This is a genomic window from uncultured Chloroflexus sp. (assembly GCF_937129525.1).
In the GTDB taxonomy this organism is placed as follows: Bacteria; Chloroflexota; Chloroflexia; order Chloroflexales; family Chloroflexaceae; genus Chloroflexus.
Genome location: NZ_CAKZNK010000010.1, coordinates 1 through 26,002, shown reverse-complemented (window position 1 = coordinate 26,002; position 26,002 = coordinate 1). Strand labels below are relative to the sequence as shown.

General features: G+C 57.9%; 19 protein-coding genes. 6 read left to right on the top strand and 13 right to left on the bottom strand.

Translation table 11 applies throughout. The features are described 5' to 3' along the window. Window positions 1–28: 28 nt before the first annotated feature. From Q0650_RS00420 to Q0650_RS00375, 10 genes are all read right to left on the bottom strand, one after another. On the bottom strand, window positions 29–1,405 hold the full coding sequence (locus tag Q0650_RS00420; RefSeq protein ID WP_298814567.1) for a TrkH family potassium uptake protein: 1,377 nt from the start codon (window positions 1,403–1,405) through the stop codon (window positions 29–31). Beyond that, a complete protein-coding gene (locus Q0650_RS00415) occupies window positions 1,402–2,073 on the bottom strand; it encodes a TrkA family potassium uptake protein (protein ID WP_298814565.1) in 672 nt (223 codons plus the stop codon). The genes Q0650_RS00420 and Q0650_RS00415 overlap by 4 nt, the downstream gene beginning before the upstream one ends. A gap of 105 nt (window positions 2,074–2,178) precedes the next feature. Continuing rightward, a complete protein-coding gene (locus tag Q0650_RS00410) occupies window positions 2,179–3,273 on the bottom strand; it encodes a metal ABC transporter permease (RefSeq protein WP_298814562.1) in 1,095 nt (364 codons plus the stop codon). Between the two features lie 37 nt (window positions 3,274–3,310). Further along, window positions 3,311–4,195, bottom strand: a complete 885-nt coding sequence (locus Q0650_RS00405; protein ID WP_298814559.1) for a metal ABC transporter permease — start codon at window positions 4,193–4,195, stop codon at window positions 3,311–3,313. Between the two features lie 28 nt (window positions 4,196–4,223). Next, complete coding sequence (locus tag Q0650_RS00400; protein WP_298814556.1) at window positions 4,224–4,997, bottom strand: metal ABC transporter ATP-binding protein; 774 nt, start codon at window positions 4,995–4,997, stop codon at window positions 4,224–4,226. 24 nt (window positions 4,998–5,021) lie between these two features. Next, window positions 5,022–5,993: a metal ABC transporter solute-binding protein, Zn/Mn family gene (locus Q0650_RS00395; RefSeq protein ID WP_298814553.1), complete on the bottom strand. Its 972-nt coding sequence runs from the start codon at window positions 5,991–5,993 to the stop codon at window positions 5,022–5,024. A gap of 249 nt (window positions 5,994–6,242) precedes the next feature. Further along, window positions 6,243–7,115 (bottom strand): GNAT family N-acetyltransferase, encoded by an 873-nt coding sequence (locus Q0650_RS00390; protein ID WP_298814551.1) that lies wholly within the window; start codon window positions 7,113–7,115, stop codon window positions 6,243–6,245. A gap of 51 nt (window positions 7,116–7,166) precedes the next feature. Further along, window positions 7,167–8,045 (bottom strand): DUF2515 family protein, encoded by an 879-nt coding sequence (locus tag Q0650_RS00385; RefSeq protein ID WP_298814547.1) that lies wholly within the window; start codon window positions 8,043–8,045, stop codon window positions 7,167–7,169. Window positions 8,046–8,156: 111 nt separating this feature from the next. Next, complete coding sequence (locus Q0650_RS00380; RefSeq protein ID WP_298814544.1) at window positions 8,157–8,642, bottom strand: adenosine-specific kinase; 486 nt, start codon at window positions 8,640–8,642, stop codon at window positions 8,157–8,159. 57 nt (window positions 8,643–8,699) lie between these two features. Then, window positions 8,700–9,221, bottom strand: a complete 522-nt coding sequence (locus Q0650_RS00375) for an aminoacyl-tRNA deacylase (protein ID WP_298814541.1) — start codon at window positions 9,219–9,221, stop codon at window positions 8,700–8,702. Window positions 9,222–9,717: 496 nt separating this feature from the next. Between Q0650_RS00375 and Q0650_RS00370 the strand changes: the two genes are divergently transcribed. The 6 genes from Q0650_RS00370 (at window position 9,718) to Q0650_RS00345 (ending at window position 21,214) form a co-directional block, all read left to right on the top strand. Next, on the top strand, window positions 9,718–11,184 hold the full coding sequence (locus Q0650_RS00370) for a circularly permuted type 2 ATP-grasp protein (RefSeq protein WP_298814538.1): 1,467 nt from the start codon (window positions 9,718–9,720) through the stop codon (window positions 11,182–11,184). Window positions 11,185–11,209: 25 nt separating this feature from the next. Next, entirely contained in the window at window positions 11,210–12,163 is a 954-nt protein-coding gene (locus tag Q0650_RS00365) for an alpha-E domain-containing protein (RefSeq protein WP_298814535.1), read from the top strand. A 28-nt stretch (window positions 12,164–12,191) separates the two neighbouring features. Beyond that, window positions 12,192–13,133, top strand: coding sequence for a transglutaminase family protein (locus Q0650_RS00360; RefSeq protein ID WP_298814532.1), 942 nt, complete (start codon window positions 12,192–12,194; stop codon window positions 13,131–13,133). 497 nt (window positions 13,134–13,630) lie between these two features. Further along, on the top strand, window positions 13,631–14,644 hold the full coding sequence (locus Q0650_RS00355; RefSeq protein ID WP_298814529.1) for a lamin tail domain-containing protein: 1,014 nt from the start codon (window positions 13,631–13,633) through the stop codon (window positions 14,642–14,644). 1,053 nt (window positions 14,645–15,697) lie between these two features. After that, window positions 15,698–20,062 carry a right-handed parallel beta-helix repeat-containing protein gene (locus Q0650_RS00350; RefSeq protein WP_298814526.1) on the top strand — a complete coding sequence of 1,455 codons (4,365 nt, stop codon included), beginning with the start codon at window positions 15,698–15,700 and terminating at the stop codon, window positions 20,060–20,062. A gap of 264 nt (window positions 20,063–20,326) precedes the next feature. Next, window positions 20,327–21,214: a kelch repeat-containing protein gene (locus Q0650_RS00345; protein ID WP_333691638.1), complete on the top strand. Its 888-nt coding sequence runs from the start codon at window positions 20,327–20,329 to the stop codon at window positions 21,212–21,214. 437 nt (window positions 21,215–21,651) lie between these two features. On the opposite strand, the gene Q0650_RS00340 is transcribed toward Q0650_RS00345, so the two are convergent. From Q0650_RS00340 to Q0650_RS00330, 3 genes are all read right to left on the bottom strand, one after another. After that, the gene (locus tag Q0650_RS00340; RefSeq protein WP_298814524.1) at window positions 21,652–22,470 is read right to left on the bottom strand and encodes a hypothetical protein; all 819 of its coding nucleotides are present in this window, start codon (window positions 22,468–22,470) and stop codon (window positions 21,652–21,654) included. Next, window positions 22,467–24,008 carry a (Fe-S)-binding protein gene (locus Q0650_RS00335; RefSeq protein ID WP_298814521.1) on the bottom strand — a complete coding sequence of 514 codons (1,542 nt, stop codon included), beginning with the start codon at window positions 24,006–24,008 and terminating at the stop codon, window positions 22,467–22,469. Before Q0650_RS00335 ends, Q0650_RS00340 begins: the two co-directional genes overlap by 4 nt. Window positions 24,009–24,484: 476 nt before the next feature. Then, window positions 24,485–24,985: a hypothetical protein gene (locus Q0650_RS00330; RefSeq protein ID WP_298814520.1), complete on the bottom strand. Its 501-nt coding sequence runs from the start codon at window positions 24,983–24,985 to the stop codon at window positions 24,485–24,487. Between the last annotated feature and the right edge of the window lie 1,017 nt (window positions 24,986–26,002).

Genomic DNA, 26,002 nt, shown 5'->3' with positions numbered 1-26,002 from the left:
CGCGCCGGATCAGGTCCGCGGTCCGGCGCTACCCGATCAAAATCTGTTCTTCGGGATAGGTCACCGGCTGCGGCGCAGTGCTGGGGTTGGCAATTGCGCTGATGATGGTGAGCGCGCCGAGCCGCCCCCAAAACATGACAGCGATGATCACCAGTTGACCAAAGACATTTAGCTCACCGGTAAGGCCAAGCGTCAGTCCACAGGTAGCGAAGGCTGAAACCACTTCAAACACTGCCCGGTCAAGGGTCGTATCGTGCGTGGTGACAATGAGCCACGAGGCACACAGTACCACGAAAAGCGAGATGGTCAAGACGGCAGCCGCGCGCCGAACCATCCCGGTAGCGAGGCTGCGACCGCTGAATTGAGCGGTTGGCAGGCCGCGCGCATAGCTCCAGAGTGAAATAGAGAGCACAGCGAACGTGCCGGTCGTGATGCCACCTCCCATCGATGCCGGAGCGCAGCCGATGAACATCAGGGCAATCAAAAGGAGCTGACTGCCCGGCGTCAGTTGCTCGAAGCTGGCAATACCCGCGAAACCGGCAGTGCGGGCCGAAATCGATTGGAATGTGGTGACGATAAGCTGACGATCAATTGGCTGACCGTAGAGTGTGCCATCGGCGTCGAAACCTTCGCTCAACCAGAGGCCGAGGGTGCCGACACCAACGAGGAATGCCACGACGATCAAGGTAATGCGAGTATGAAGTGAGAGCTTGCGCTCGTGGGGATAGGTGATCAGATCGGCAATAACCGGAATCCCCAGGCCGCCGGTAAAGATCAACCATCCCATAACAAATAGCGTGATGCTATCGCGCGGAAGACCGTTCTCGAAGCCAGGCGTGCCGGAAAAGAGGTCAAAGCCGGCGTTGCAGAAGGCCGAAACGGCGTGAAAGATGGCGTAGAAAAGGGCTTGCGCCTCGCTCAGACGCGGATCGGTGCGCCAGTGCAGGTAGAGCATAGCAGCGCCGATCATTTCGATGGAGATCACCGTAATCAATACCCGTCGGGTCAACGCCAGAATAGCTCCCGGAGAGAGCAGGCCGAGCGAGTCGCTGAGGGCCATGCGGTCGGTGAAGCTTATTCGCCGCCCAAGGAGACGGAAGATGATCACGGCAACGACCATAAAACCGACGCCGCCGATCTGAATCAGCAACATCAGCAAGATCTGCCCAATCAGCGTGAGGTCGCGTACCGGTGTGATCACCGATAGACCGGTGACACTCAGGGCGGAAGTGGCAGTAAAGAGCGCTTCCATGAAGGTCAGCGGACGGGTACTGCTGATCGGTAACCATAGCAGGCCGGTGCCGATCGCGATCAGGAAGGCTAAACCTCCAACCAGCCGAATGGGTGGGGGGATAGGTTTGCGCCGCAATCGCACCAGATTGCGGCCAGGAGCGAGAAGCGTCATGACGATAGATCGCAGAATGTGCTGATACTGCTGTCAGTGCCGATAATCAACATACGGTCATCGCGATGAAAGACGTACTCTGGTGGCGGGGTAACAATCATCTTCTCGTTGTGCTTGATTGCCAGCACATTGATCCCATAACGGCGGCGCAATCCACTCTGCATCAGCGTTTGTCCGACTAACGGTGGCGGCACCCGCACTTCGGCGACGCTGAACCCGGAACCAAGATTGAGATGTTCGAGGACATGCGGTTCGGAAAGCTGCCAGGCCAGGCGCGCGCCGGCTTCGTGTTCGGGCAAGACCACCAGATCGGCGCCGACGCGGGTCAGGATGTATTGCTGACGCTCGTTGAGCGCTTTGCAGACCACTCGTTTCACTCCCAGTTGCTTGAGCGCGACTGTGGTCAACAGGTTGGCTTCAAACTGCGATCCGATCGCGACGACAACTGTGTCGAATGACACGATGTCAACTGCGCGCAGAGCATCTTCGTTGCTTGAGTCGAGCGCAACGACCTGCGTCATACGGTCGGCTAACTGCTGCACAATGGTTGGATCGCGATCGATACCGAGTACGGTATGACCACGTTCGATCAGATTGAGCGCCACACTGCGCCCGAAGCGTCCGAGACCAATGACGGCAAATTCGAGCCGGCTAGGCTTGCGCGCCATGCGACTCCCCCTCCTCGATCAGTGGTAATTATTTTCCTGTCATTGTACCGCAGATAGCTTGATGGTGGGGCGGCGCAGGCGTGGTCGCGAAAGTCGGCGCTTGTGCTACAGATCGCGGGCGAATGCGCGGCCCTGTTCGGTGAGGCACAGAATGTCACCCTGTTGGCGCACCAGCCCGCGCTGTTCGGCCCGGCGGACAATCGCGCCGGCAAAAGCTGGTTGCCAGCGCAGCTCTTCGATGAGATGCCGGGGATGGCATTCGATGCTGGCGTCACCAGAGCCTTCGTGATTGAGGAGATGAAGGGTTAGCATTTGCAAAGCAAAATGTTCACGACGATTGCGATGTTGCAAAGCCTGGGCAACGATACCGCGTCGAGGGGCAAAGAGCCAGGCGAGCAGAAAACTGAAGCCGGTCATAGTTGCCATTGCGCCGGCAATCGAGACATCGAACAGACGAGCAATCCAGTAGCCAGCGATGGCGTCCAGAGCGCCAATCGCCACACTTAGCCCAATCAGACGCGGGAGCCGGTCGGTGAGCAGGTATGCGGTCGCCGGTGGCGCAACCATCAGGGCGATCACCAGGATCGAGCCAACCGCGTCGAAGGCAGTTACGGCGGTCAGTGAGACACTTGTCATCAGGCCGTAGTGGATCAGGGTTGGCGTGAAACCGAGCGTCGCCGCCAGGGCCGGGTCAAACGTTGCCAGCTTCAGCTCTTTATAAAAAAGGAACAGTAAGATGAAATTCAGGCTCAGCGCGCCGGCTCCGGTCACCAATGCGCGCGGCAGATCGAGACCGAGAAAACTCACCCGATCAAAAGGCGCAAAGGCCAGTTCGCCGAGCAGAACGCTATCTGTATCGAGGTGAACATTGCCGGCGTAACGCGAAATCAGCAACACAGCCAGACTAAAGAGGGCCGGAAAGACCAGGCCAATCGCGGCGTCTTCGCGCACCAATCCACTACCGCTGACCAGCTCGACGAGCCAGACGGTGATCACGCCCATTGCGATGGCACCGATGAAGAGGAGTGGCGATGCGAGACTGTTACTGATCAGATACCCCAGCACAATGCCCAGCAACACGGTATGACTGATCGCATCGCTCAGCATCGCCATGCGGCGCAGCACAAGAAAGACGCCGGGTAAGGCGCAGGCAGCCGCGATAACCACGGCAATGAGTTGCACTTCAACCTGTGGATTCATAGTCGATGCTCACACAAGTACGCGGTTCCGGTATCGATCAGGCGGCATCTTCCGACCACCGATTGCGGACGAGGCGGAACCGTCGCCAGAGCAGACCACGTTCTGGCGCGATCAGCAGTGAAAGGGCGGTCAGTACACTCATCGTCAGCACGATAACCGGGCCGGTGGCCATGCCCTCGCCGAGCGTGCTGATCCAGGCGCCGATAAACGCAGCCAGAGCGCCGAAACCACCGGCCAGCAGCGCCATCGTTTCAAGCCGATGAGTCCACTGACGCGCAGCGACGGCAGGAGCGATTAACATTGCGCTCATCAAGACAACGCCGACGGTTTGCAACCCGATCACGATTGCCGCTACCATCACCCCGGTCAGCAGGATCTCAAACCGACGCACCGGAAGACCGAGGCTATGGGCAAAATCGGGGTCGAAACTGATCAGTTTGATCTGTGGCCAGAAGAAGAGCACGAGCGCCAGGGCCGGCCCGCCGATGGCAAGCATTGCCCATAGATCGCGTTCGACCAGCGCCGCCGCTTGCCCGAACAGAAAGCTCTTCAGTCCGGCCTGCGCGGCGTTGGGGTGACGTTGCAGGTGCGAGAGCAAGACCAGGCCGAAGCCGAAGAAGATTGCCAGAATGAAAGCGAGCGCCGCATCGTCTTTGATCCGGGTCGCGCGGACGATAGCCAGCAGCCAGAGCGCCGCCGCCAGCGCAGCGATCGCGGCGCCAATCAGCAAGGTCAAGGTATTGCGCTGCCCGGTCAGTAAAAACGCTAGCGCGATGCCGGGCAATGCCGCGTGAGACATCGCATCGCCGAGCAAGGCCTGGCGGCGCAAGACTGCGAAGCAGCCCAGCAATCCACTGATGGCGCCGAGTAGCATAGAGCCGAGCGTGACGTTGCGCAGGGTGTAATCGGTGAATAGTTCCATAGCTCTGACCCGATGTTTCGCGTTGTCGTTAATCCCCTGGCGCCGGCGCGGGTGTAGCGACGCCGCCGGTACCATTCGCGCCGAGGATGTTCAGCCGACCACCATAGGTAGCGCGCAAATTGGCCTCGGTGAAGACTTCGCGCACCGGGCCAGCCGCGATCCGGCGCACATTGATCAGCGCCACCTGGTCGAAATATTCCGGCACCGTCTGTAAATCGTGATGAACCACAACCACCGTCTTGCCGGCGGCGCGCAGATCGCGCAAGATATGGATGATAGCGCGTTCGGTGACGGCATCTACCCCCTGGAAAGGTTCATCCATAAAGTAGACTTCAGCATTCTGGGCGAGGGCGCGGGCCAGAAAGACGCGCTGTTGTTGACCGCCGGAGAGCTGACCGATCTGGCGATGCGCGAAATCGGTCAACTGCACCTGGGCCAGCGCCGCTAACGCCGCTTCATGTTCAGCCCGTCCGGGTCGGCGCAGCCAGCCGAGCTGACCATAACGGCCCATCATGACGACATCGAGCACAGTAGTGGGAAAATCCCAGTCAACGCTGCTCCGCTGTGGAACATACGCGACCAGCCGGCGCTGCTGCTCGTAAGGCCGGCCCAGAATCCGCACGTTGCCGGCGGCAGCTTTGACCAGCCCGAGGGTGGCTTTGAGTAAGGTCGTTTTGCCGGCGCCGTTGGGGCCAACAATCGCCATCAATACGCCGCGTGGTACCCGAAGATCGACATCCCACAGGGCCGGTTTGTCACCGTAGGCGACGGTCAGGTCTTCTATTTCAACGGCTGGTAGCATAATCGTGCCTCCGTTTGTGCGTGATCATTCGATTGTGCATTCGGATGTCATTGCCGCGCCTTGCACCGCATTGGCAGCAGATGGGGCCAGCGCAGCGACGATAGTCTGGACATTGTGGCGCATCATGCCGAAATATGTTCCCGCCGGCCCGTCCGGATCGCCTAATGAGTCAGAGAAGAGTTCGCCGCCGACACGCACCTCGTGGCCGGCAGCGCGCGCAGCGCTCTGCACCGCCTCGATTGTGCGCGGCGAGACGCTGGTTTCGACAAAGATCGCCGGTATTCGTTGCGAGACAACCAGTTCGGTCAGCGCGCGAATATCGGTGGCACTGGCTTCACTGGCCGTGCTGATACCCTGCACCGCTTCGACGCGAAAGCCGTATGCCTGCCCGAAGTATTGAAAGGCATCGTGCGCCGTGACCAGAATCCGCCGTTCAGGTGGGATGCGCGCGATCAATACCCGTAGCTCGGCATCGAGCGCTTGCAACGCAGCCAGATACTGTTCGCTGCGCTGACGGTAAATAGCGCTACCTGCCGGATCGACGGTGATCAGCGCGTCACGCGCGGCTTCAACAGCGTAACGCCAGCGCAGTGGATCGTGCCAGACATGGGGATCGTAGGTTTTATCGCCGTCTTCCCAATGCAGTAGTAGCTCCGCCGGCACTGCTTCTGCAACCGGAACTGCCAGCGCATAGTTGCTCTGGTTAATTGCGTCAAAGACGCGCGCAAGACCGGCTTCGAGGTGCAAGCCATTGTACAGGATGAGACGAGCTTCCTGTAACGCGAAGAGATCGCTTTCAGTAGCGACGTAGGTGTGGGGATCAATACCGGGGCCGAGCAGCGTGCGCAATGCTACCCGTTCTCCGCCAATTGCCTGCGCAATATCGCCGATCGGGCCGGTGGTAGCGATGACCCGCAGCCGACCATCAGCTACCGGCGTAGCGCAGGCGGTGAGCGTGAGCGACACGATGAGAATTAGGGCTGGCCAAAGACGCATTGCAATACCTCAAAAATATTTTTTAGCCTAGACTAAAATACCAGATGATCACCCATCTGTCAAGAGGGTATCTGTAGTGGTTGGGAAAGAGACAAGATGACTGTTGCTATTGCGCTGGGGTAGCCAGGCTTTGATTGGCTAAGGGCCGGTCAACCGCTGTGATCTGCTGTCAGGCCATATCAGACTGGTGGTAGCGCGGTTGAGATTGCGTGGGAAGGGGATGGAGTGAATGGTGGGTACGCCATCTTGTCATATCCCGCTCGCCGTGCCCTCATCGTTGTGAGTATTGCCGTTGCGTCCATACTGACCATAGCGTCGGCGAGGCATAAAACCGCACGAGCGGTAGAGGCGGCATGCCGGACGGTTACTCTCTTCAACCTCAATATGGATCCGTTCATATCCGGCATCAAGCAAGCGATGCACTGCCGTCAACAGCAAGAGGCGTCCGTAACCGCGCCCCTGTTGGTCGCGGCGCACACCGAACGTGGTGATCATGATGCCTTGCCCATTGCGGAGCAGTCGCATTGTTGCTACCGGTGTTCCATCGATCGCGCCGATGACGAAGCGATGCACCGGATGAGTGATGCGATCGGCAACGAACGCTGCCACCTGCTCAACCGGATCGCCGAAGGCATCGGCAATGATGTCTGTGATGACTGCGGCATCACTCGTGTCGGCCAGACGGGTTTGCCAGGTCGGCGGCAGTGGCGGGAGTGGCGGCAGCCAGGCCGGATCAAGCTCAAGCAATACTTCCACCTTCAATCGCTTGAGACCAAGCGCCGTCGCGAACGGGATCACCGCCGGCCCGGCTTCATCGGCGAGCGCGATCCAGCTTCCGCCGCGAAACTGGGCCCATTGTGCGATCTGCTCGATCAGTTGCCGCCCGATTCCCTGCCGTCGCCAGGCCGGATCGACTGCAACCACCGCTTCAATCTCAAAATAGCCGTACAGGGCTGCGCCACCGACGACAGTATCGCCGATCCGCGCCGCTACCAGCGTCGGTGGCGGTTCAGTATCGTAAAATACCGGTAATTCTATCGCATCGACACGATTGCAACGTTCAAAGATGTTGAGTACCGGCGACCAGTCGGTGGCAGAGACGAGCGAAATATCGAGTGTCATAGCGGCGGTTGCATTCCTTTCGTTCCTCGCTCGATACTATTGTACGTTATTTCACCACAGCGCCAACCGCCGCAACTGGCGATCAAGCGGACTGTCCTGGCGGTATGTGGCGCTATGCCTGAACCACACGGGCAATACATCCCGCTCGATCCACGTCCAGCGATCGGAAGTATTGGCGATACTGCGGGCGCCACTCAATACCGCCGGCAGGCCGAAGAAATTCACGAATGACGATCCGCTCATTGGCCCGTCACCGGTGAAATCCATCCAGCTTCCCAGCGAAACTACCAGTCGGCCAACGTCAGATAGCCGATCCATATACGGCGGCAAGATCGTCATTTGCTCGCGGCGCAGCAATGCGACTGTCGCCTGATCGACCAGGTCCCACCCGCGGGTAAACGTGGTTGGTTCGCACATAAGATGGGCGCCTTCGTCGAGCAGGCAAAAAGCTGCGCGAATGGGATGATCGGCGGCAAGACAATGTTCAAGCGCAGGCAGGCCGCCATGGATGTAGGCCAGATGCGCCCAGCCGGTATCGTGGAAGATGGCATCATTGGCTTGCTTGATGATCAGCAGATCGCTGAGAAGCTGACCGGCGGCAGCTTCGTGCAGGGTAACGGGCAAGACCAGGGCCAGATTGACGCCATTTCCGACCAGGTTAGCGAGCAGATCGAATATTGCCGCCGATGAAGCTGGCGAATCACCGTTCCGTACCATTCGTTGCGGCGCCATCAGCGACTCGGCTATGGCAATCCCGATCCCGACCTGAGCCGACGCAAACGCCGCCAGGCCGGCCCAGCGAAAGAGCCAGGGCTGGCGCAGATACCAGTCTGCGTAGGCGGCAGTAATGGCGCGATTACGTTCGCGCATATGATCCGGCGGTGGCAGGTGCTGGTCGATGATGTTGCGCCAGTCAGTCTGAGAAGGCATAGATCCCTCGTGAGATGGAAAGGCGCGAAGGATGCTTGAGAACGGCAGCGCATCTGGCGCTGTCTCAAGAGCCTTCGCGTCTTTGCTGGCCGATGTTGCAAGCGATTACGGTTACAGCTTGTACCCGATCCGGCGCAACAGATCTTTCCGCCAGGTCATACCGGCTGCATCTTCGACGCCGAGCGGTGGTGAGCCGTCGATCACACCCAGAATACCACGACCCTGACCGCTCTCGGCAACCACTACTTCGACAGGGTTGGCTGTGGCGCAGAAGATACGGCAGACTTCCGGTACCTGCTTGATTGCGTTGAGTACGTTAATGGGATAGAATCCGGCGCCGAGCACGATGATGAAGCTGTGACCGGCGCCAATAGCCAGCGCATTCTCGCGGGCCAGCGCGATCAGCGCCTCATCAGTGCCGCTCCAGCGCACCAGCCGTTCGCCCGAGGCTTCACAAAATGCCAGCCCGAAGCGGATACCCGGCACTGCATTGACCAAAGCTTCGTGCAGGTCTTCAACCGTCTTGATAAAATGGCTTTGGCCGAGAATGATGTTCAATTCGGCTGGCTTGCCAATTGGGACGAGATGTAGTTCCATGGCTTCACCTTCGTGTAACGTCTTTTCGCGGGAATCTTGTGCATTTCTCTGCCGGGTTTACCATGCTCCCATCTCTTTGATGTCGTTGTGTGGCGCAGCCACTTCGCGCCGATGTTCGGCAATAAACGAGCTTATCGTAGGATTAACCAGGCGGGCAAAATCGGCGAAGGGCAGGCTTAGCGCCGTGGTATGCTCACCCGGTTGAATGAAGATAATCGGATCAGTAGTGAGCGTTTGATCGACGAACACCGGCATTTGGTAGAGATTGCCAAACGGTGGCATAGCGCCAAGTTCGCAGTCAGGGAAGGCTTCAGCCAGCTCATTTTCGGTTGCCAGTCGCACCTCACGGGCGGAGAGCATATCGCTGACCTTGACCAGATCGACGCGGTGTGACGCAGGTAGCGCCAGCATGACCATCTCGCCATCTGCCACCACTACCACCACCTTTGCCACCAGTTGATTGGGGATATGCTCGCGTTCGGCGACAGCCTGAGCCGTGTAGGCTACAGGATGATGGTAGACGTGGAAATTGACCCCGTTGTCGTTCAGATACTGTTCAAGTCGTTCGCGGCACTTCATTGTGCTGCCTCCTTCTGATCAGAACCGGTTGACGCAAAACCCCAAGGATACGTCTACTGTAGCGCGAGCTGTGTATATTGGGGAAGAGATCTTGCTTACCCGGCGAGAAGATCTCTTCACAGAAGGGAATCTCCTCACCCGGAGAGTGGTTGCGCTAACGATACCATGCTTTCACCTTGTTGTCTGCGCGGAGAAGACAGGGAACGGGAGCGGTTGTAGCGTCATTTTCCCAATATCAATCTGCATTATCAAGGAGGGCGCAGCGCGCTGCGCCCCTGCTTCTCAGGTGTCGCGCCGCTGGCACAAACTCCAGCAGCGCGCGGCGCAACCTCTTGCCCTCTGTTCAGGGATGGGGTATGGGGAACCAGTTGACGAAGCGCGCCGCAGGCGTTACCATAAAAGACAATATTTCACGCCGGCAAATGAAGACGAATGGGCAGCGTGGCCTACGGCAAGCCGGGCGTCATCGTTTATCATGACTGATTGAGATACGAGAATGCCCGACGCCACTGTATCCCAACCTGGACAACCACCATTTGAATACTACACCCTCGGTGAGGCTTTTGACGAAATGTTTACGCCGGATGGTCAGGTGCGTCCGGCTTATGCCGAACTGGCCTGTCGCCTGATCGAGCTAAGCCCTGTCGAGTTGCAACAACGCCAGCGGTATGCCGATCTGACCTTTCTTAACCAGGGGATTACATTCACCGTTTACGGAAATGACGCCGGCATCGAGCGCGTCTTTCCCTACGATCTGCTCCCCCGTATCCTGACCGCCGCTGAATGGCAACAGATTGAACGAGGTCTCCATCAGCGCATTGTAGCTCTCAACCATTTTCTGCATGATATTTACCACGATGAACACATCCTGAAAGATGGGATCGTTCCGCGCAGACTGGTCTATAGCTGTCGTCATTATCGCCGCGAAATGCGCGGTTTATCGGTGACGCGCAGGGCGTATACTGCGATTGTTGGCACCGATCTGATCCGTTTACCTGACGGTCAGTTTGTTGTTCTTGAAGACAATTTGCGTGTGCCGAGCGGTGTCAGTTATATGTTGACCAACCGCGCGGTGATGAAGCGCGCCTTTCCCCGTCTATTCAGTGTGTATGGCGTTCGTCCAATCGATCACTACGGCCAGGCGCTGCTGGCCACGCTGCGCGCGCTCGCTCCGGCGCACCGCCCCGATCCGACGATCGCGCTCTTATCGCCGGGTGTCTTCAACTCGGCCTATTTCGAACACACCTTCCTGGCCCGGCAGATGGGCATTGAGCTGGTCGAAGGGCGTGACCTGCTGGCGCACGATAACGTGATCTATATGCGCACCACTGCCGGATTGAAACGGGTTGATGTGATTTACCGCCGGATCGATGACGACTTTCTTGATCCAATGGCATTTCGTCCCGACTCGATGCTCGGCGTGCCCGGTTTGCTCAACGCCTACCGCGCCGGGAATGTCGTGCTGGCCAACGCGATTGGTACCGGTGTAGCCGACGACAAAGCGATCTACGCCTACGTCCCGGCTATCATTCGCTACTATCTCGGCGAAGAGCCTGTCTTGCCGAATGTGCCCACGTATCTGTGTGAAAATCCTGATGAACAGACATATGTACTCGAACATATCGATGAGTTAGTGGTCAAGGCAGTGGGTGAGTCGGGGGGCTATGATATGCTGATCGGCCCTCATAGCACTCGCGAGGAACGCGAGCATTATGCCGGGCGGATTCGCGCCAATCCGCGCAACTACATTGCTCAACCAACCCTGGCGCTCTCGCAGGCACCGTGTTTTATCGATGGCGTGATTCAGCCGCGACACGTCGATCTGCGTCCGTTCGTCCTGTTTGATGGGGAAACAACAACGATTGTTCCCGGTGGCCTGACCCGGGTTGCTCTGCGGCAGGGATCGCTGGTTGTTAATTCATCGCAGGGTGGCGGCAGCAAAGACACCTGGGTGTTATACTGATCGATCTATCAGACAGGAACAACCAATGCTCTCACGAGTTGCCGATAGTCTCTACTGGATGAGTCGCTATCTCGAACGGGCAGAACACACTGCTCGCCTGATCGGTGTTGGTCTCACCCAAATCCTCGATCAGACGCCACAGGCGCTGGCGCCGCGCTGGGAACGACTTCTGGCCGCCCTGCACGTGGAACCACCTGCCGGCGGTTTGAATGATTTGCAAGCGATCACGCGCCAGCTCACGACCGATGCGAACAATCCCGCTTCACTGATCGCCTGCGTGAAACTGGCCCGCGAAAATGCGCGTCAGGTGCGCGAACAGATCAGTTCTGAAATGTGGGAACAACTGAACGAGTTTTATTTACAGGTGCGCGCTACGACTATTGAGCAGATCTGGCAAGAAGAACCGGTCGAGTTTTATCAGATGGTGAAGGAGCAGTTGCACCTGTTTCAAGGCATTACCGATGCCACAATGAACCACGGTGAAGGCTGGCGTTTTATTCAAGTGGGCCGCTATATCGAGCGGATCTGGGCCACTGCCTTGCTGCTCCAGGTCTTCTTTCGACCCTATTTGAGCCAGGGTGAAGGCGCGATTGACACGATCGACTGGGTGGCGTTGCTGAAAAGTTGTACAGCGTTCGAGGCTTACTGCAAGGTGTACACTGCGGATGTGCAACCGGCGCGCATTGCAGAGTTTCTCTTGCTCAATGCGGAAAGTCCACGCTCGATCCGATTTGCTGCCGATCAGCTTCAAGATAGTCTTGAGCGCATCGGTCAGCTTACCGGCGCGCGGCATGCCGCGCGCGCCGAGCGATTGGCCGGTCGCTTGCGCGCTCAACTCGATTACGGGCAGGTTGACGAGATCATTGCGGCTGATCTACCACTCTTCCTGACCCAGATCCGTCAGCAATGTACGGCAATCCACGATGCAATATACCAGGCTTACATCAGTTATCCGATTGAACAGGCGTTGCCCCGCTAGCGCGCTGTTATGATTGAAGCGTCAGTGTATGTACTATTCGATCCTGCATAAGACGCGATTTCGCTATAGCGCACCGGTGAGCGAAAGCCAGACCGAGGTGCGGATGACTCCGCGCAACGAAGGATTCCAGCGTCTGATCGAGTTTCACCTGACTACCGCGCCCTATGCTCGCGTGAACCACTATTGCGACTGGCTTGGCAATGAAGTCTACCATTTCGATGTCGCTTCATCGCATCGACAACTGTTGATCATTGCGGAAGCCATCGTTCAACTTGCGTCGCCCCCTCCTCTGCCCGAACGAATTGATCGCGCAGCCTGGAAAGCGCTCGATGAGCTGGTTGCAACCGGCGCGTTTTGGGATTTCGTCATGCCCAGCCACTTCATTCATCATACTCCGGCCTTGCTGGAGCTGGCCCGTGAATTGGGGGTAGAACGGCGCTCTGATCCGCTCAGTCTGCTCCGTGAGCTGACGTGGCAAATTTCACAAACTTTTGCCTATGCGCCGCAGACTACTCGCGTTGACTCGCCTATTGATGAGGCGCTGCACGCGCGGCAGGGTGTCTGCCAGGATTTTGCCCATATCATGATTGCCCTGGGTCGATTGATCGGCATTCCCTGCCGCTACGTCAGTGGTTACCTCTTTCACCGCACCGAAGATCACGATCGTTCGGAGGAAGATGCCACGCACGCATGGGTTGAAGCCTTCTTGCCGGAACTGGGCTGGATCGGTTTTGATCCAACTAACAACCTGATCGCCGGCGAGCGCCACATTCGGGTAGCAGTGGGACGTGATTACGCCGACGTGCCACCGACGCGCGGTATCTATCGCGGCGCGGCTAGCAGTCAACTTGAGGTAGGGGTGAAAGTGGTTCCGGCGGCGATCCACATCGATGAGCAAGAGGTGATGCCTCAAGTGACATCTGCTTCGGTGCAAGCGGAACTTCTCGCGCAGCAACAGCAGCAACAGTAACGGTTGACATCGTTTCGCAGCAGCAACCGGTCTTGCGCGCCATGGCGATCACTGATGCGCCATTGCTTTCCTGGTGTCAGCGCAAACGCATGCTAGAGGGCCGGCTGCTCGCTTACCGCCAGCGTTCCCGCTCTTCCATGATCAAATGCGCCATTGGTGAGGAGCACAGTGTGCTAGATCTCCTCTCAGGTATCGCTTCTACTCCCTTGTGTCATTGCGGGCGAAGTGAAGCAGGCTCCGGTTCAGGCGATGAGCGTTTGCTTTCAGGAGGGCTTTCCCGCTCTGACAATGACCATTGGCAAGGCGCGGGAAGGTGTTGTGCTGGTGTCAGCTTTGCAACCTGTCTGCGAAAGCCATCGCTGCCGCTGCGCATCCGATAAACACAAGTTTCTGGTTGCCAGCGCTTCGCTTCAGTGATAGGATGATGGCGACCGCATAACACGTATCTTCTACCTTGCGCAAGACAGCATGGCCTATCGTCCTGGTTATCTGATCCTATGAACCATAATCGTTACACCGCGCTGCTCGTCATCGGGCTGGCGATTGCCGGAGTCGGGTTGATGCTGGTCATACCGCCACTTGCCAGCGCGCAACCAGAAACGATCGCTTGCCCGCGTCGGCAGACCGTCATGCTGCGTGGTTCGGCAGCGCCACCATTCCAGGGGTTGATCGTCTTCTTTGCCGGACAGCCGGTAGGAGGCGGTTTCAGCGATGGAGCCGGGAACTGGCAGATTCCGCTGTATGTTGATGAACCGCCCGGTTTTTACCTGGTTGAGGTGCGGCTGCGGCAAAACCAGCAGACGCTGGCCAGTTATCGCTGCGCGGTAGATGTCGCGCTCACAAGTGAGTCGACTCACTCACCCACCGCTCTCATCTCGCCGACGGCGACCGCAACCCCAACGATAACGACAACACCGACGCCGGCTGCTCGCCTGACACCCACTGTGTCACAGCTCCCCTCCCCGACTCGTTCGCCGGCTCCCACACTCACTACCACAACCGGCGGTGGCGGTACTGGCTCAACGCCGGGTCTGACCGTCACGGCTACGCTCTCGGCGGTGACGCCGACCGCAACGCTCACCCGGACTCCAACGGCCACCAGAACGGCGACGCCGACATTAACGCCGACCCGCCCGGCAGGGAGCGTCAGCACACCTACCCTAGAGCCAGCCGGCCTGGCGGTGACACTCGGAATCTTGCCGTATGATCCCAACACTTCAACCTCGTTAAACGACGAGCGCGTTACGCTCTACAGTGAAGAAGAGAATGATCTGGTGATCACCGGCTGGAAAATCGTGAATATTTCGCGATCCGATCGGCCAACATTTACCTTTCCGGCCTTTACTCTGGCGCCAGAAGTAGAGATCTATCTCTACACCGGCAGTGGAACGACCAATCTGGCAACCGGCGATTTCTACTGGGGCCTTGCAACCGCTGTCTGGCGCAGGGGGGATATTGCGCATCTGCTCGATGCGCAGGGGCGTTTGGTAAGCGCATACCAGGTGCCGTAGCGATCGTGTCGGTGATGGTGTGCGCTGCCCGGCATCGCAGCGCAGAGCGCTTCTCAAATCCACTCCCGATAATTTGTGACGACGAATGTGAAGAAACCTTCCACGTAGATAGCGTGATGGTCGCTTTTCTACTTGCGCCGCGAGCGTTACTATCAGATTAGCGCAGTGGAATGCAGATAGCGTTCCGCTACAGGCGCCGATTTAGGGGACGCCGCGCATGACGCGAGCGTCGCTCCTGCGTATTGTTCATCATTCTGGAGAAGCTGCGACCATTCCTGGCGACGTCGTCCAGAGGATAGCCGCCACTTTTCCCCAGTTTGTGAAGATGAAGCCTTGCCGGCAACGACGCGCAGCGACATGTTGGGCCGGATACGCGCATCGGCAACGAGGTTTGCTGGTGGTTCATTGCCGATCCCGTAGTCGCGGGAAAGTCATCGTCTACAAAGGCGATCAGGTGCGATGCCTGTCTCCTGGAAGCGAGCGATCAGGCGCTGCTCTCTCCCGATCAGGGTCGTGACCATGCTGCCCGCGCTGGTCAGGTATCGCGCTTACCGTTCGCTGGTTGCCTGCGAACATGAGCCGGGCTGAACTCGCGTCAGAAATAGGTAGCGTCCTGCGTTACCAAATGTCTGCACATGTATGCCGGAAGGAGATGAACAGGTTTCTGTAAGTGGTAGGCGACGTGATCCGCAACGGGGCCGCCGAGGTTCCTCTCAACCACCATCACGCAGCCTTGCGCCAACAGTCTCTATCGTTGATGTATCGCAAAGGAGGGCTCGTATGCGCAGGCGAACAATGAGCAGTCTGGCCTGGTTTGTCGTTGTCATGCTCCTGGCGGTTTCGGTTCCGGTCGAATCGCGCGAGCGCGCCATAAGCATCGGCTCCGGTTAATCCCAGGCAGTTGCAGCTTACGACGGGGTAGCACAGTCGTCTACGCTTATATCGCATGCTGGATCATCAGTCCAGCCCCAGGCGGTTGTGCCAGCGTGTGGGACGATCAACAGTGATACTACCTGGACAACCGGTAACGTTTATGTGGTGCAGGATTGTAATTTGATCATTGCTGCCGGTGTCACTCTCACCATTCAGCCAGGTGTGATTGTCAAGTTGGGCGGCACAGCTCCAGGCTATGGATCGGCATTGGGAAGTGTAGCCGTCATTGTGTACGGCAGATTGGACGCAATCGGCACAGCCGACCAGCCGGTGGTCTTTACCAGCCTGAAAGACGACGCGCGCGGCGGCGACACCAATGAAAACGGTCCCAGCAGCGGCGCGGCTGGCGATTGGTACGGGATAGTCTTCTGGGCGGGCAGCAACATTCAGTTGGAACATTTCTTTGTCGGTTATGCGGGTTCGGTCGCCTCTAGCCCTGGGTTGGGTTATAGCCGTAGTCAGGTGGATGTGCGACAAGCAACGGTGCAACTGCGCAACGGCGTGGTCACGTCCGGGCGGCAGAAAGGCATCTACCTGGAAGGCGCTGGCCTGACGCCGGTGATTGAGAATGTGCAGGTCGCTAATAACCGGGCAAGTCAAGCTAGAGGCTACGCCATCTATCAATCGACCATCAACATGCAGCCGACCTACACCAATCTTGCCTTCACCGACAACGACCGTGATGCAGTGATCATCGGCAACTTTGGCGATCCGATGACGCAAAATGTGACTTTGAGCAGAACTACGTATGGTGTTAATTGTGGCTTTACAGGGTGCCAGCTCTTGATTCCAGCCGGCTACACCCTGACCGTGCAGCCAGGCGTCGTGTGGGATTTTGGTTGGGATGCCTACCCGCGTGGGCTGGGGGTTGCCAGTGGCGGCACGCTTGTCGCCGAAGGAACGCCGGAGCAGCCGATTATCTTCACGTCGGGACAAGGGACTGCGCACTACTGGCCGGGCATTTGGGCGCAACAGGGCAGTACGCTGCGCCTGTCATACTGCGACATCAGCTATGCCTATGACTCCAATTACGGTTATGGCGGGTTAGAGATCAACACCAGCGATGCTCAGGTGCGCAACTGTCGCATCCATCATAACCGAGACACCGGGCTGTTGATTTACAGCCGTGACGGCGCCAGTATCGCGCCCAGTCTGGTCAATGTCGAGGTCAGCAACAACGGCGGGTACGGAGTCTATCTGATGACCAGCCGCGGCAGCGTGAACGCTCCTGTGTTTGCAGGTGGTCGGATTGCTGACAACGGTTACAGTGGGGTGTATATCGGTAACTTTGCTAACGTGGGTGTCGTTCAGGCCACGCTGCGCGATGTAACGATCAGCGGCAACGGGAGCGCGGCTCGCAGTCCACACCGCCCGGATGGCATCTATGCTCCCGACCCCAACACCAGCCTGACGCTGGAAAACCTGACTCTGACCAACAATGTGGGTGCTGCCATCTTCTGGTATTGCAGCGGTTCGATCGCGGCGCGCAGCCTGACCGCGACCGGCAACGGGCAGAACGAGCTGCTCATTCCCGGTTGCAGTGTGAGTGGTGGTCGGCAGTGGGATCTAGGTGACGCGGGCCTTCCGGTGCGGGTGACCTACGACATCGACGTGATGACGAACGCGCTGCTCTCCATTCTGCCAGGCACCGTACTCCGCTTCGACAAGAATCAATTTGGTTCACCGACAAGGCTGGGGGTGAGGGATCAGGCCACTCTGAACGCCCTGGGCACAGCCGACCGACGGGTCGTTTTTACCGGCGCCACTGCAACGCCGGGTTGGTGGACGGGAATCCATGCCTATCAACGCGCAACGCTGACGCTGCGCCATTGCGAAATCGGCTACGGCGGTAACCGTAACCGCGGTACAGGTAGCCTGGTCGCCGACTGGGGCTGGCCCGATTACGGTGTTCCCGTAGTCAACGTTCAGCACTGTGAGATTCACCACTCCGGTCTGAAGGGTGTCCATTTCGATTTCGATACTGACGTTCCGATCACGGCGCTCCCCGTGTTCCGCTACAACAACCTGCACGATAACGCCGAGGAAGCGGTCACAAACTGGAACGCGCCAACGCTGGATGCGCGGCACAACTACTGGGGCGATTCCAGCGGGCCGTACCACGCCACCCAAAATCCCGGTGGCCAGGGCGACTCTGTGGGTAACAATATCCTCTTCTACCCATGGCTGACCGAGCCGGGAGGAGGCGAGGTCAGCGGTGAGATGCAGATTATGACTGGCGCGCCACACCTCATCAGTCCGGGTCAGAGCGCTGACTACGCCATCCAGTACTCGAACCAGATGAGTGCCACCGTTCAAAATGCCATCCTGCTCATACAACTGCCGCAGGCCGCCGATTACATTTCCAGCACTGGTGGTGGTATCTACTGGCCAGAGCGGCACCAGGTCTTTTGGAAACTCGGCGATCTACCGCCCGGCGCGCAGGGTTATGTTTCCGTACTGGTGCGATTTCAATGGGGATTGACTCGCGACTACCGGGATGGCTCCATCACCCTGCTGGCAGCGGAAAACTACAATGCTGACCGATTCAATCGAGCCGAATACCCGGCATATCAACCGGTGACAACCACTGTATTTAACGCTATCGGCCAGGCGGAATTTGATGCGTTACGCAACGGTAATGCCGAATTGCAAACGCTGTACCAGCAGACGTTCGCGCAAGGGTATCGCTACCTGGAGGCTGGTCGCGTCACGTTCAGCGATGGCACAACGGTCAGTGGCGCGGTGTTTCGCACACCTGACCGCCGTTCGGTGCGCCTGTTAACGCTGTATGAAGGACGGGCGATGGCGATTACCAGCAGTGAAGGACAGTATGCGTTGCACAATACCACCGGCGGGATGACGACCACTCTGGCGACATTCTCGCGAGAGTATTGGGGCGATTGGGCGGCTGATACCGATGCGCAAACCCTGACGGTAGCAGGAACCCCGACGTGTTCGTCGAGCAGGTGCAAGTTCAATTGCATCGGCAAAAAAGTCACATTCAAATACGTAACCTACAGTTTGGGCAAAATGTTTTTCTGGACGATTGCCACTGGCGGCGGGGGCGGACTGGCCAGCGGGGCCTATCACACGCTCCACGTTACCAAGATGATTTACGATTGCAACAACGAATGTAACACAGACCCCAACTCCAACTGCTGCGCTGCCGGTCAGGTGCGCTGGACGTTGTCTGGCTGGTCAAAGTTGTTTGGTAGTGCGTGCGTTAAGGAAGAATGCAGTGCAACGACCGGCACGTATGGCACCCCTGGAACCATCTACTGCGCTGGTGGACAGCGCTGTGTGGCCGGTCAAGGCAGCGAAGGCGGTTGTAAGGATTGTGTAGAAACCCTGAATGCTGCCGCGTATCGATCGGTGGCGATTGCGCCATGCGCCGGTTTAACCAGTCTATCCCGGTGCAGCGATCTGGAAGCGCTGCTGGCCAAAGACCCCAATGCCATCTACGGCCCAGAGGGTGATCTGCTCCCCGGCCAGGTGATCACCTACACGATCACCTATGAAAATGAGGGCGAGGGGCGCGCCTATGGTGTGTATGTGGTCAATCAGCTCCCGGCAGTATTCAATGCCGACACGATTACCTTCGTGAGTCAACCAGGAACCTACCTGCCCGACAGTCGTGAAATCATCTGGTCGATTGGCGAGCTGGCGCCCAAGGGGCAGACTGGTTCGACCGGTGTCATTACCTACACGGTCGCGCTGACCGGTGGCCTGGCCTCCGGCACGGTTGTCGCCAATCAGGCGGTCGTCTACTTCCCCAGCGTGCCGGAAGAGACGCCTACCAACACCTGGGTAAATCTGGTGACGCCGCTGGTGGCAATACCGCAAGCGCTAACACCCAACTATATGACGCCGCTGACGATCACCTTGAGCGGGCGCGATGTGAGTGGCCTGCCGCTGACTTACGAAGTGGTTGAGATGCCGCATGGCGGCACGCTGACCGGAACGGCGCCAACTGTGACCTACACCCCGGCAGCGAACTTCACCGGCGTTGATGCCTTCACCTTCCGCGTCAGCAACGGCACATCGACCAGCCGGGAGACGCAGGTGCGGATCGAGGTCTTGCCGGTCGGCGACACAACGCCGCCAACCGTGATGTGGGTATCGCCCGCGGCGGATGCAGCAGTTACGCCAACCAGCACCCCCATCTTCACCGACACGACCGGACCGGTGTATGGCCCGGCAATCCTCATCGGAATGTCGGAAGCGCTGGACGATACCACCGTCACGACAGCCAGCGTCACCTTGCGCGGCAGGAACGAACCGCTCCCGGCGCTGGTTACTTTCGATAGGAGCTTCAATCAGATTGTGGTACGGCCACGCGCGATGTTAGCCGATGGCACATACACAGTCACGGTGAGCCAGGCGGTCAGTGATCCGGCGGGCAATGCCCTGACAGCCCCCTTCACCGCGACGTTCACCGTTGGTGATCCGCGACGCCAGATTTACGTGCCGATGGTGATGCGATAACCGTGGATGAATCGGCTTTGCAAACAAACCAGGCGCTCGTTCGCGCGCCTGGTTTGTGAACGAAGCGGGTATAGTAAACCTATGCGCTCCATCATTACATGCTGGTTCCTCGTTGTGTTGGCAGCGATGCCGATGGCGCAGGCGCAGAATCGTAATGCTCCCTTTCCCGGCGCCGTGGCCGGTTGGAGTACACATGTGCAGCATCGCTGTGTAGCGAATCCTGCGCCGGCAAACGAGTGTATGTAGTGGGAACATCGCCAAAGCCTGACGCCACGCGCTTACCTGGCCGCAGCCACCCTGCCCGATGGCCGCGTGCTCGCTATCGGCGGCTGGACGGCCACTGGCCCTACTGCCATCGTCGAGGCGTACTCGCCCAACACGAACACCTGGCAGACCCTCGCCAGCCTCGCGAGCGGACGCAATGGATTAGCCGCTGCAACGGTAGACGGCAAGGTCTATGCTATCGGCGGCTCCACCATCGGGGTGAGCAATCTGGTTGAGGTATACGATCCAGTACATAACACATGGAGCCATCGCGCGCCTCTGCCAACTGCGCGCGCGATGCTGGCTGCCGCGGTCGTCGATGGTCGGCTGTATGCCATTGGTGGTCGAGATAACATGAACCAATCGCTGGCAACGGTTGAGGTATACGATCCGGCGACCAACACCTGGCGCAATCGCGCCCCGCTACCGACTGCGCGTGATAGTCTGGCCGTAGCCGTTGAGCACAATCGCAGACTGTATGCCATTGATGGCGCAACCAACGGTTTCCCGCGCGATGTCGTGGAAGAATACGATCCCAAGACCGATACCTGGCGAACGCTACAGGCTATGCCTGCGCTGCGCGCGGGCGCTGCGGCAGTGACAGGACTGGATGGACGCATCTATGTCTTCGGTGGTGAGCACTATGCGCTGGGGTTTCTCGCCACCGTGGAAGCCTATGATCCGAGAACCAACACCTGGACTACGCGCGCAAATCTGAATCGAGACTATCTGTCCGGCGCGCCGGGTGTGGGCAATGCCTTCTATGCGCTGGGTGGCGCGCGGGGCAACGGATTGGAATTTGTCGGCACTGTCGAAGTTGCGCAGGTTCCACTACCATTTCAGGTTTATCTTCCGCTGGTGCTGGTAACCCGCTCTCAAGAGGGATAACCGTGAACAACGGCGCAGGCGCGTGGGGCGCGAATAGAGGAATCGCTGCGTGACAGAGGCGTCGTTCCAGCGCTACCAGTCAACCCAGATCACAGCAGGTGTGCAGCAGCGCTGCGCCATTATCACGGATCGTTCTTATGCGCTCCATCGTCATTGTGTGCAGCAGAGTGGGAGCGCAGTCATCTCCCAATAGAGTGCTGGCGCTCTCGCTACCCGCTCTCGCGCGAGCAGCGAGAGCGCGGCAGGCGCTAACGCCATCTTGCAATGCCACCGCGAGCGCAGTGGGGCAGCGCTGCACTCCTTGGTATCTGCTGCTGTCTCTTCGACCTGTGGTCAGAGTGTTGCGATGGTAGTGATTGCGCGCAAAGCAGGCAGGCGACCCATTGGGTCGCCCATTCCATGCTGCGTAATGATGCTCAAGGCGCTAAAGAAATCGCTCAGGCGATCGTTCGCGCCATTCGTCGGCGGACTGCGTAGAAGACGGCCAGGAAATTGTAAGCCATGTGGAACAGATACGTGAATGGGAAGAGCGTAAACAGGATCAGACCGAGCAAGGCATGGACGTAGACAATCCCCTCGACCAGATGCAACCGGGCAAACAGCTCCGTCCAGATAATCAGGAACACAGTTGTCCGCACTACCAGCCGATCCCACGGCATATATCCCTTCGTGCGCATTCCTTTCGCCGCGTGGTCAATATCGCCAACGACCGCGCCGCTCCAGCGTCGGAAGAGCACTACCATCAAGTGCAGATTCCCAACCACTGCGAAACCGACGGCAATCCAGGTGATACCGACAAAATACGGCGCGAAGTCACCGAACAGGAACTGCGACTGGAGCGCTTCGCCGTTGCCGAAGATCAACGCGAGCAGATTCGCCGGAGAGTAGTTGAAGCTCTCTTTGAGATGAAGCTCAACGTCTGGCACCGGTCGTCCCATCACGATATTGGCCAGCACAATTAATGCCGAGATGGTGTAACCGATCACCTCCGTAATAATGGCAACGTGGTAGTACAGATAGCCGCGGCCCCAGGTCGGATTGGCGCCCCGATAGAAGTGCTTGAAGGGGCCAAAGAGTACGGCGTTCAACGACTCAAGCATCCCTAACCGGCGCGGCGCATACATAAACGTCGGCGAAATGCCATGCGGATGCCGGTGAGTGATCAGCACGCGAACATACCGACCAAGTCGAACGCTGGCGCCAACGATGAAGATAGCCAGCGCAATTGGCGCAATCAGATTTAAGAGCGTGATCATTGTGATCTCCCTCCCGCGCGAGAATTGACGGTTTGCTTCACCGATGGAGCCGGTATTGCCTGATCCGGTGGCGTGATCGGTCGCGCCATATCGCGCCACGAGCGCAGATGGTCGTACACTTCGGGATGGTCTTTGCTAAAGCGTTTGACGATGTCGTCCTTTTCAAGCCAGTCGAGCAACGCCGGAAATTCGGCACTCTCCATCAGGGCTGCCAGCCATCCTTCCAGACTGTGCGCCATAAAGAAGTCGTGATCGCGATTCCGCAGTTCTGCCGGCACCAGCATCTGGTCGAGCGCGCCACGCTTGGCCAGCGCTGCCGCCATCGCTTCGTACACCACCTCAAACAACACCAGCGCCATGCGATCACCCGACTTGCTCAGGCCGTAGGTCTGACAGGTATCTTCGAGCGACAGGGTACAGACCACGCACGGCGAGGTCACAAATTCGGCCCCGGTAGCCCGAATCTGGTTCGCTTTCAACACCGAAATTTGTCGGCGGATCGGGGTGTTTTCGGGGAGACGCATTCCGCCGGCGCCGCCGTTGCAGCAATAGTTATATTCGCGGTTTGGCGTCATCTCAACGAAATTGTTGGTCACCAGCGAGAGCAGTTCGCGCGATAGATCGCCCAATCCCGAGAGCCGGGTAGCGTAACACGGATCGTGGAGCGTCACGCTCAGATTGGTCTTTTCTACCGGCAAACGACCTTGTTTAATCAGGTCAAGCATGAGCGCATCCACACTGATGATCGGGAACCGGAAGGGACGGCCCAGCGTTTCGGTGGCCTCGGCGTAAAGGGTGCGCGTATCGCAGCCGCATTCAACCAGTAAAATCTTGTCAACACCGAGTCGCTCAGCCTCCTGTTCCCAATCTTCCAGCATCTGCCGCGACAGTTGATGATGAACAGCAATATGATCGATTTCGGTGCCTGTATCAATGACATACGGTGAAATGGTATAGCTCACGCCAGCCGCATTGAGGATTTTGATCAGCTTAATGCCATAATCGGGAATTCTTGCGTTGCCTGCCGCCGGACAGACGAAGAGTATCTCGGCGCCGTACACGTTAATCGGCACTTCGATCCCTTCGCTGCGTAAAAACAGACCGACCCGGCCAATGACCTGGGCCGGCGTGAGGCCGAAGCTGTGGCGGTGGCGCTCAGTATTTTCAATAATCGATCGGATGGTGGGGTTAGCGTAACTCAATCCCGAATCGGCGTATGCAGCTCGCGCCAGGCGCACGATGCGTCGGGTGCTGATTCCAGCCGGGCATGAGAGGGTGCAACGACCGCAAGCTGTGCAGGCCCAGAAGTAAGGCATCTGCTCTTGCAAGTCGGCCACAGTTGGAGTCGGCACAAGGCCCAAAGCGCCGCCGATCTGGCCCTCAATGGTCATGTAGCGACGGTAAATCTGGCGAATAAATCCGGTTTTGTGGGTCGGATGCAGCTTTTCGTCTCCGGTTACCAGATACCATGCGCATGCTTCGCCGCAGGCCTTACAGTCCATGCAGGCTTCGAGATTGACCACATCTTCTGCGGTCATGTTTCTCCGCAACGAGTCGACAAAAGCTTGCATTTGCGATTCCATTCCTGCCACCTTCCTTCCCGTGAAGTCTTGTTTGTTCACCCCATCCTACCGTCTGGACTGGCCGGCAAATAACCGCTCTCTTATCCTGTCGCGACACCCTTCTTTCAAACCATACAATTCCCCCGCGACCTGGCACGGCGCCAGATGATCACCACGCGCATCACAGAGCGCAATGTCACCTCAGGCGTTGCGCTGGCATCGGCGCGTATCGTCACTGGTAGATCAGGGAGAACGTTGTAGTAACGAGTCTAGCAGGAACGATCTGGAGAGTGGGTAAAGAAATGGTAATGAAATGTTGTGATCAGATGGAGTCTAAAGTTTTTGAATGTTCCACCAAATTCGTATGCAGTGAGCATAAACATGACCGATCATCTGATGATCGGTCATGTTGCCCGCTTCTGGCGTGCCCGTCCCGCAAGAGACTCGCTTCATCAACGTATCGGCTGCATCGATTGTCGTCGGCGCACATAACGGATCGAGCGTCGTGGATAGTACCCCAGAGCGCGCAAACGAGCAGCAATAGTCTGATTCGAGGGAAGTGAGTCAGGATCGTACCCCTTCTGAGTAACCAGCGCCTCGCGAATCTCGGTAATGCTCAGACAGGGTGCGCGCAGATCGGTCCAGCATTCAGCGTGCGCTTTGCGCCAGTCTTCAACAATTTCACGGATGTCGAGCAGCAGGTTAGGGAGGCGCGCTTCTACCGGTTTGCGACCGCGCAAGTGATGCCCATCGAAACACGTGAGACCCTGTTCCAGTTCCCGCATTCCTTTTCGAATAGTAGTGCGGTTCCAGCCCAATTCACGCTCGGCCAGACGTTGACCACCCGGACCCAATGCTTTGACCATGCGTGCCATGAAGATCCGTCGCTCGCTTCCACGCAGTGAGCTGGCAATTGCGATAAGCTCCGCTTTGAGCTGATCGGTCAGTTCCATCGCAGCTACCTCGCAAGGATTGTGTGTCATTTCCAAAACGTGATTGCGTGATGACGGGTTCATGAAAGCAGATCTGACCGGGTTGTTGACGTGAAATTACTAAATGTTTGTTATTAATCCGATAACCGAATTGTCTTGATCTGGGAATGGTAAAGACGGATAGGTGATAGGCGATAGGCGATAGCTGATAGCCGATAATCTCTCGGCGATCTCTGCGGTCGATGAATGGGCGATAGGGGATAGCCGATGGACGCTCTGCGGTTAGATCAGAGCTACGATGACCTCGGAAGAGAGCAGGGGATGGTTGTTTCTGATCGATCGGCGTGACCGGCTTGCCAGTATGCTATCAGGATGATGGTGATTTGAATCATCTACAATCGTGTGAACTGAATGGTTGCGCGCTTCGGATATCGCCTATCGCCTGTTCAGTGCTGCTCGCGCGCGGAGCAGATGGTGAATTGGTGAACAGGTGTTGAACGGGAGCGGATGTTGCGTTCGTCCCTGCGGTTCACCCCCACAGGCGCGGGGACAACCTGGGTGGTCTGCCCGGTTGCTGTCGTCTGTCCGGTTCACCCCCACAGGCGTGGGGACAACCACGTGATGGCGGCCATCGACGGCGAGATATACGGTTCACCCCTACAGGCATTGTCCGAACTGCATGCCTTTTCAATGCGCTCCATTGATTAGAAGCGCAGCGCGTTACAAACCTGCGCTTCCAGGCGTCGTTCCCACTTCCCTTCTGTCAGTGCAGACGGGTGAGAACAAAGCATGAGTGTAAGGCGTACTGTGTCTTCTGTAATGCAGATAGTATAGTGAACCGCCTGGGCGATCGTCATTCCCGTTACCCAATGGCTAATGTGTGGACATTATGAAGGGGCGCAGCACCGCTGCGCCCCTACCCCCGGCTATCGGCTATCGCTTATCGCCTATCGCCTATCGGCTATTGCCTATTGCTTATCGCCTATCGGCTATCGGCTATCGCCTATCGCCTATCGCCAGCCACCAATCGCCTCGAAG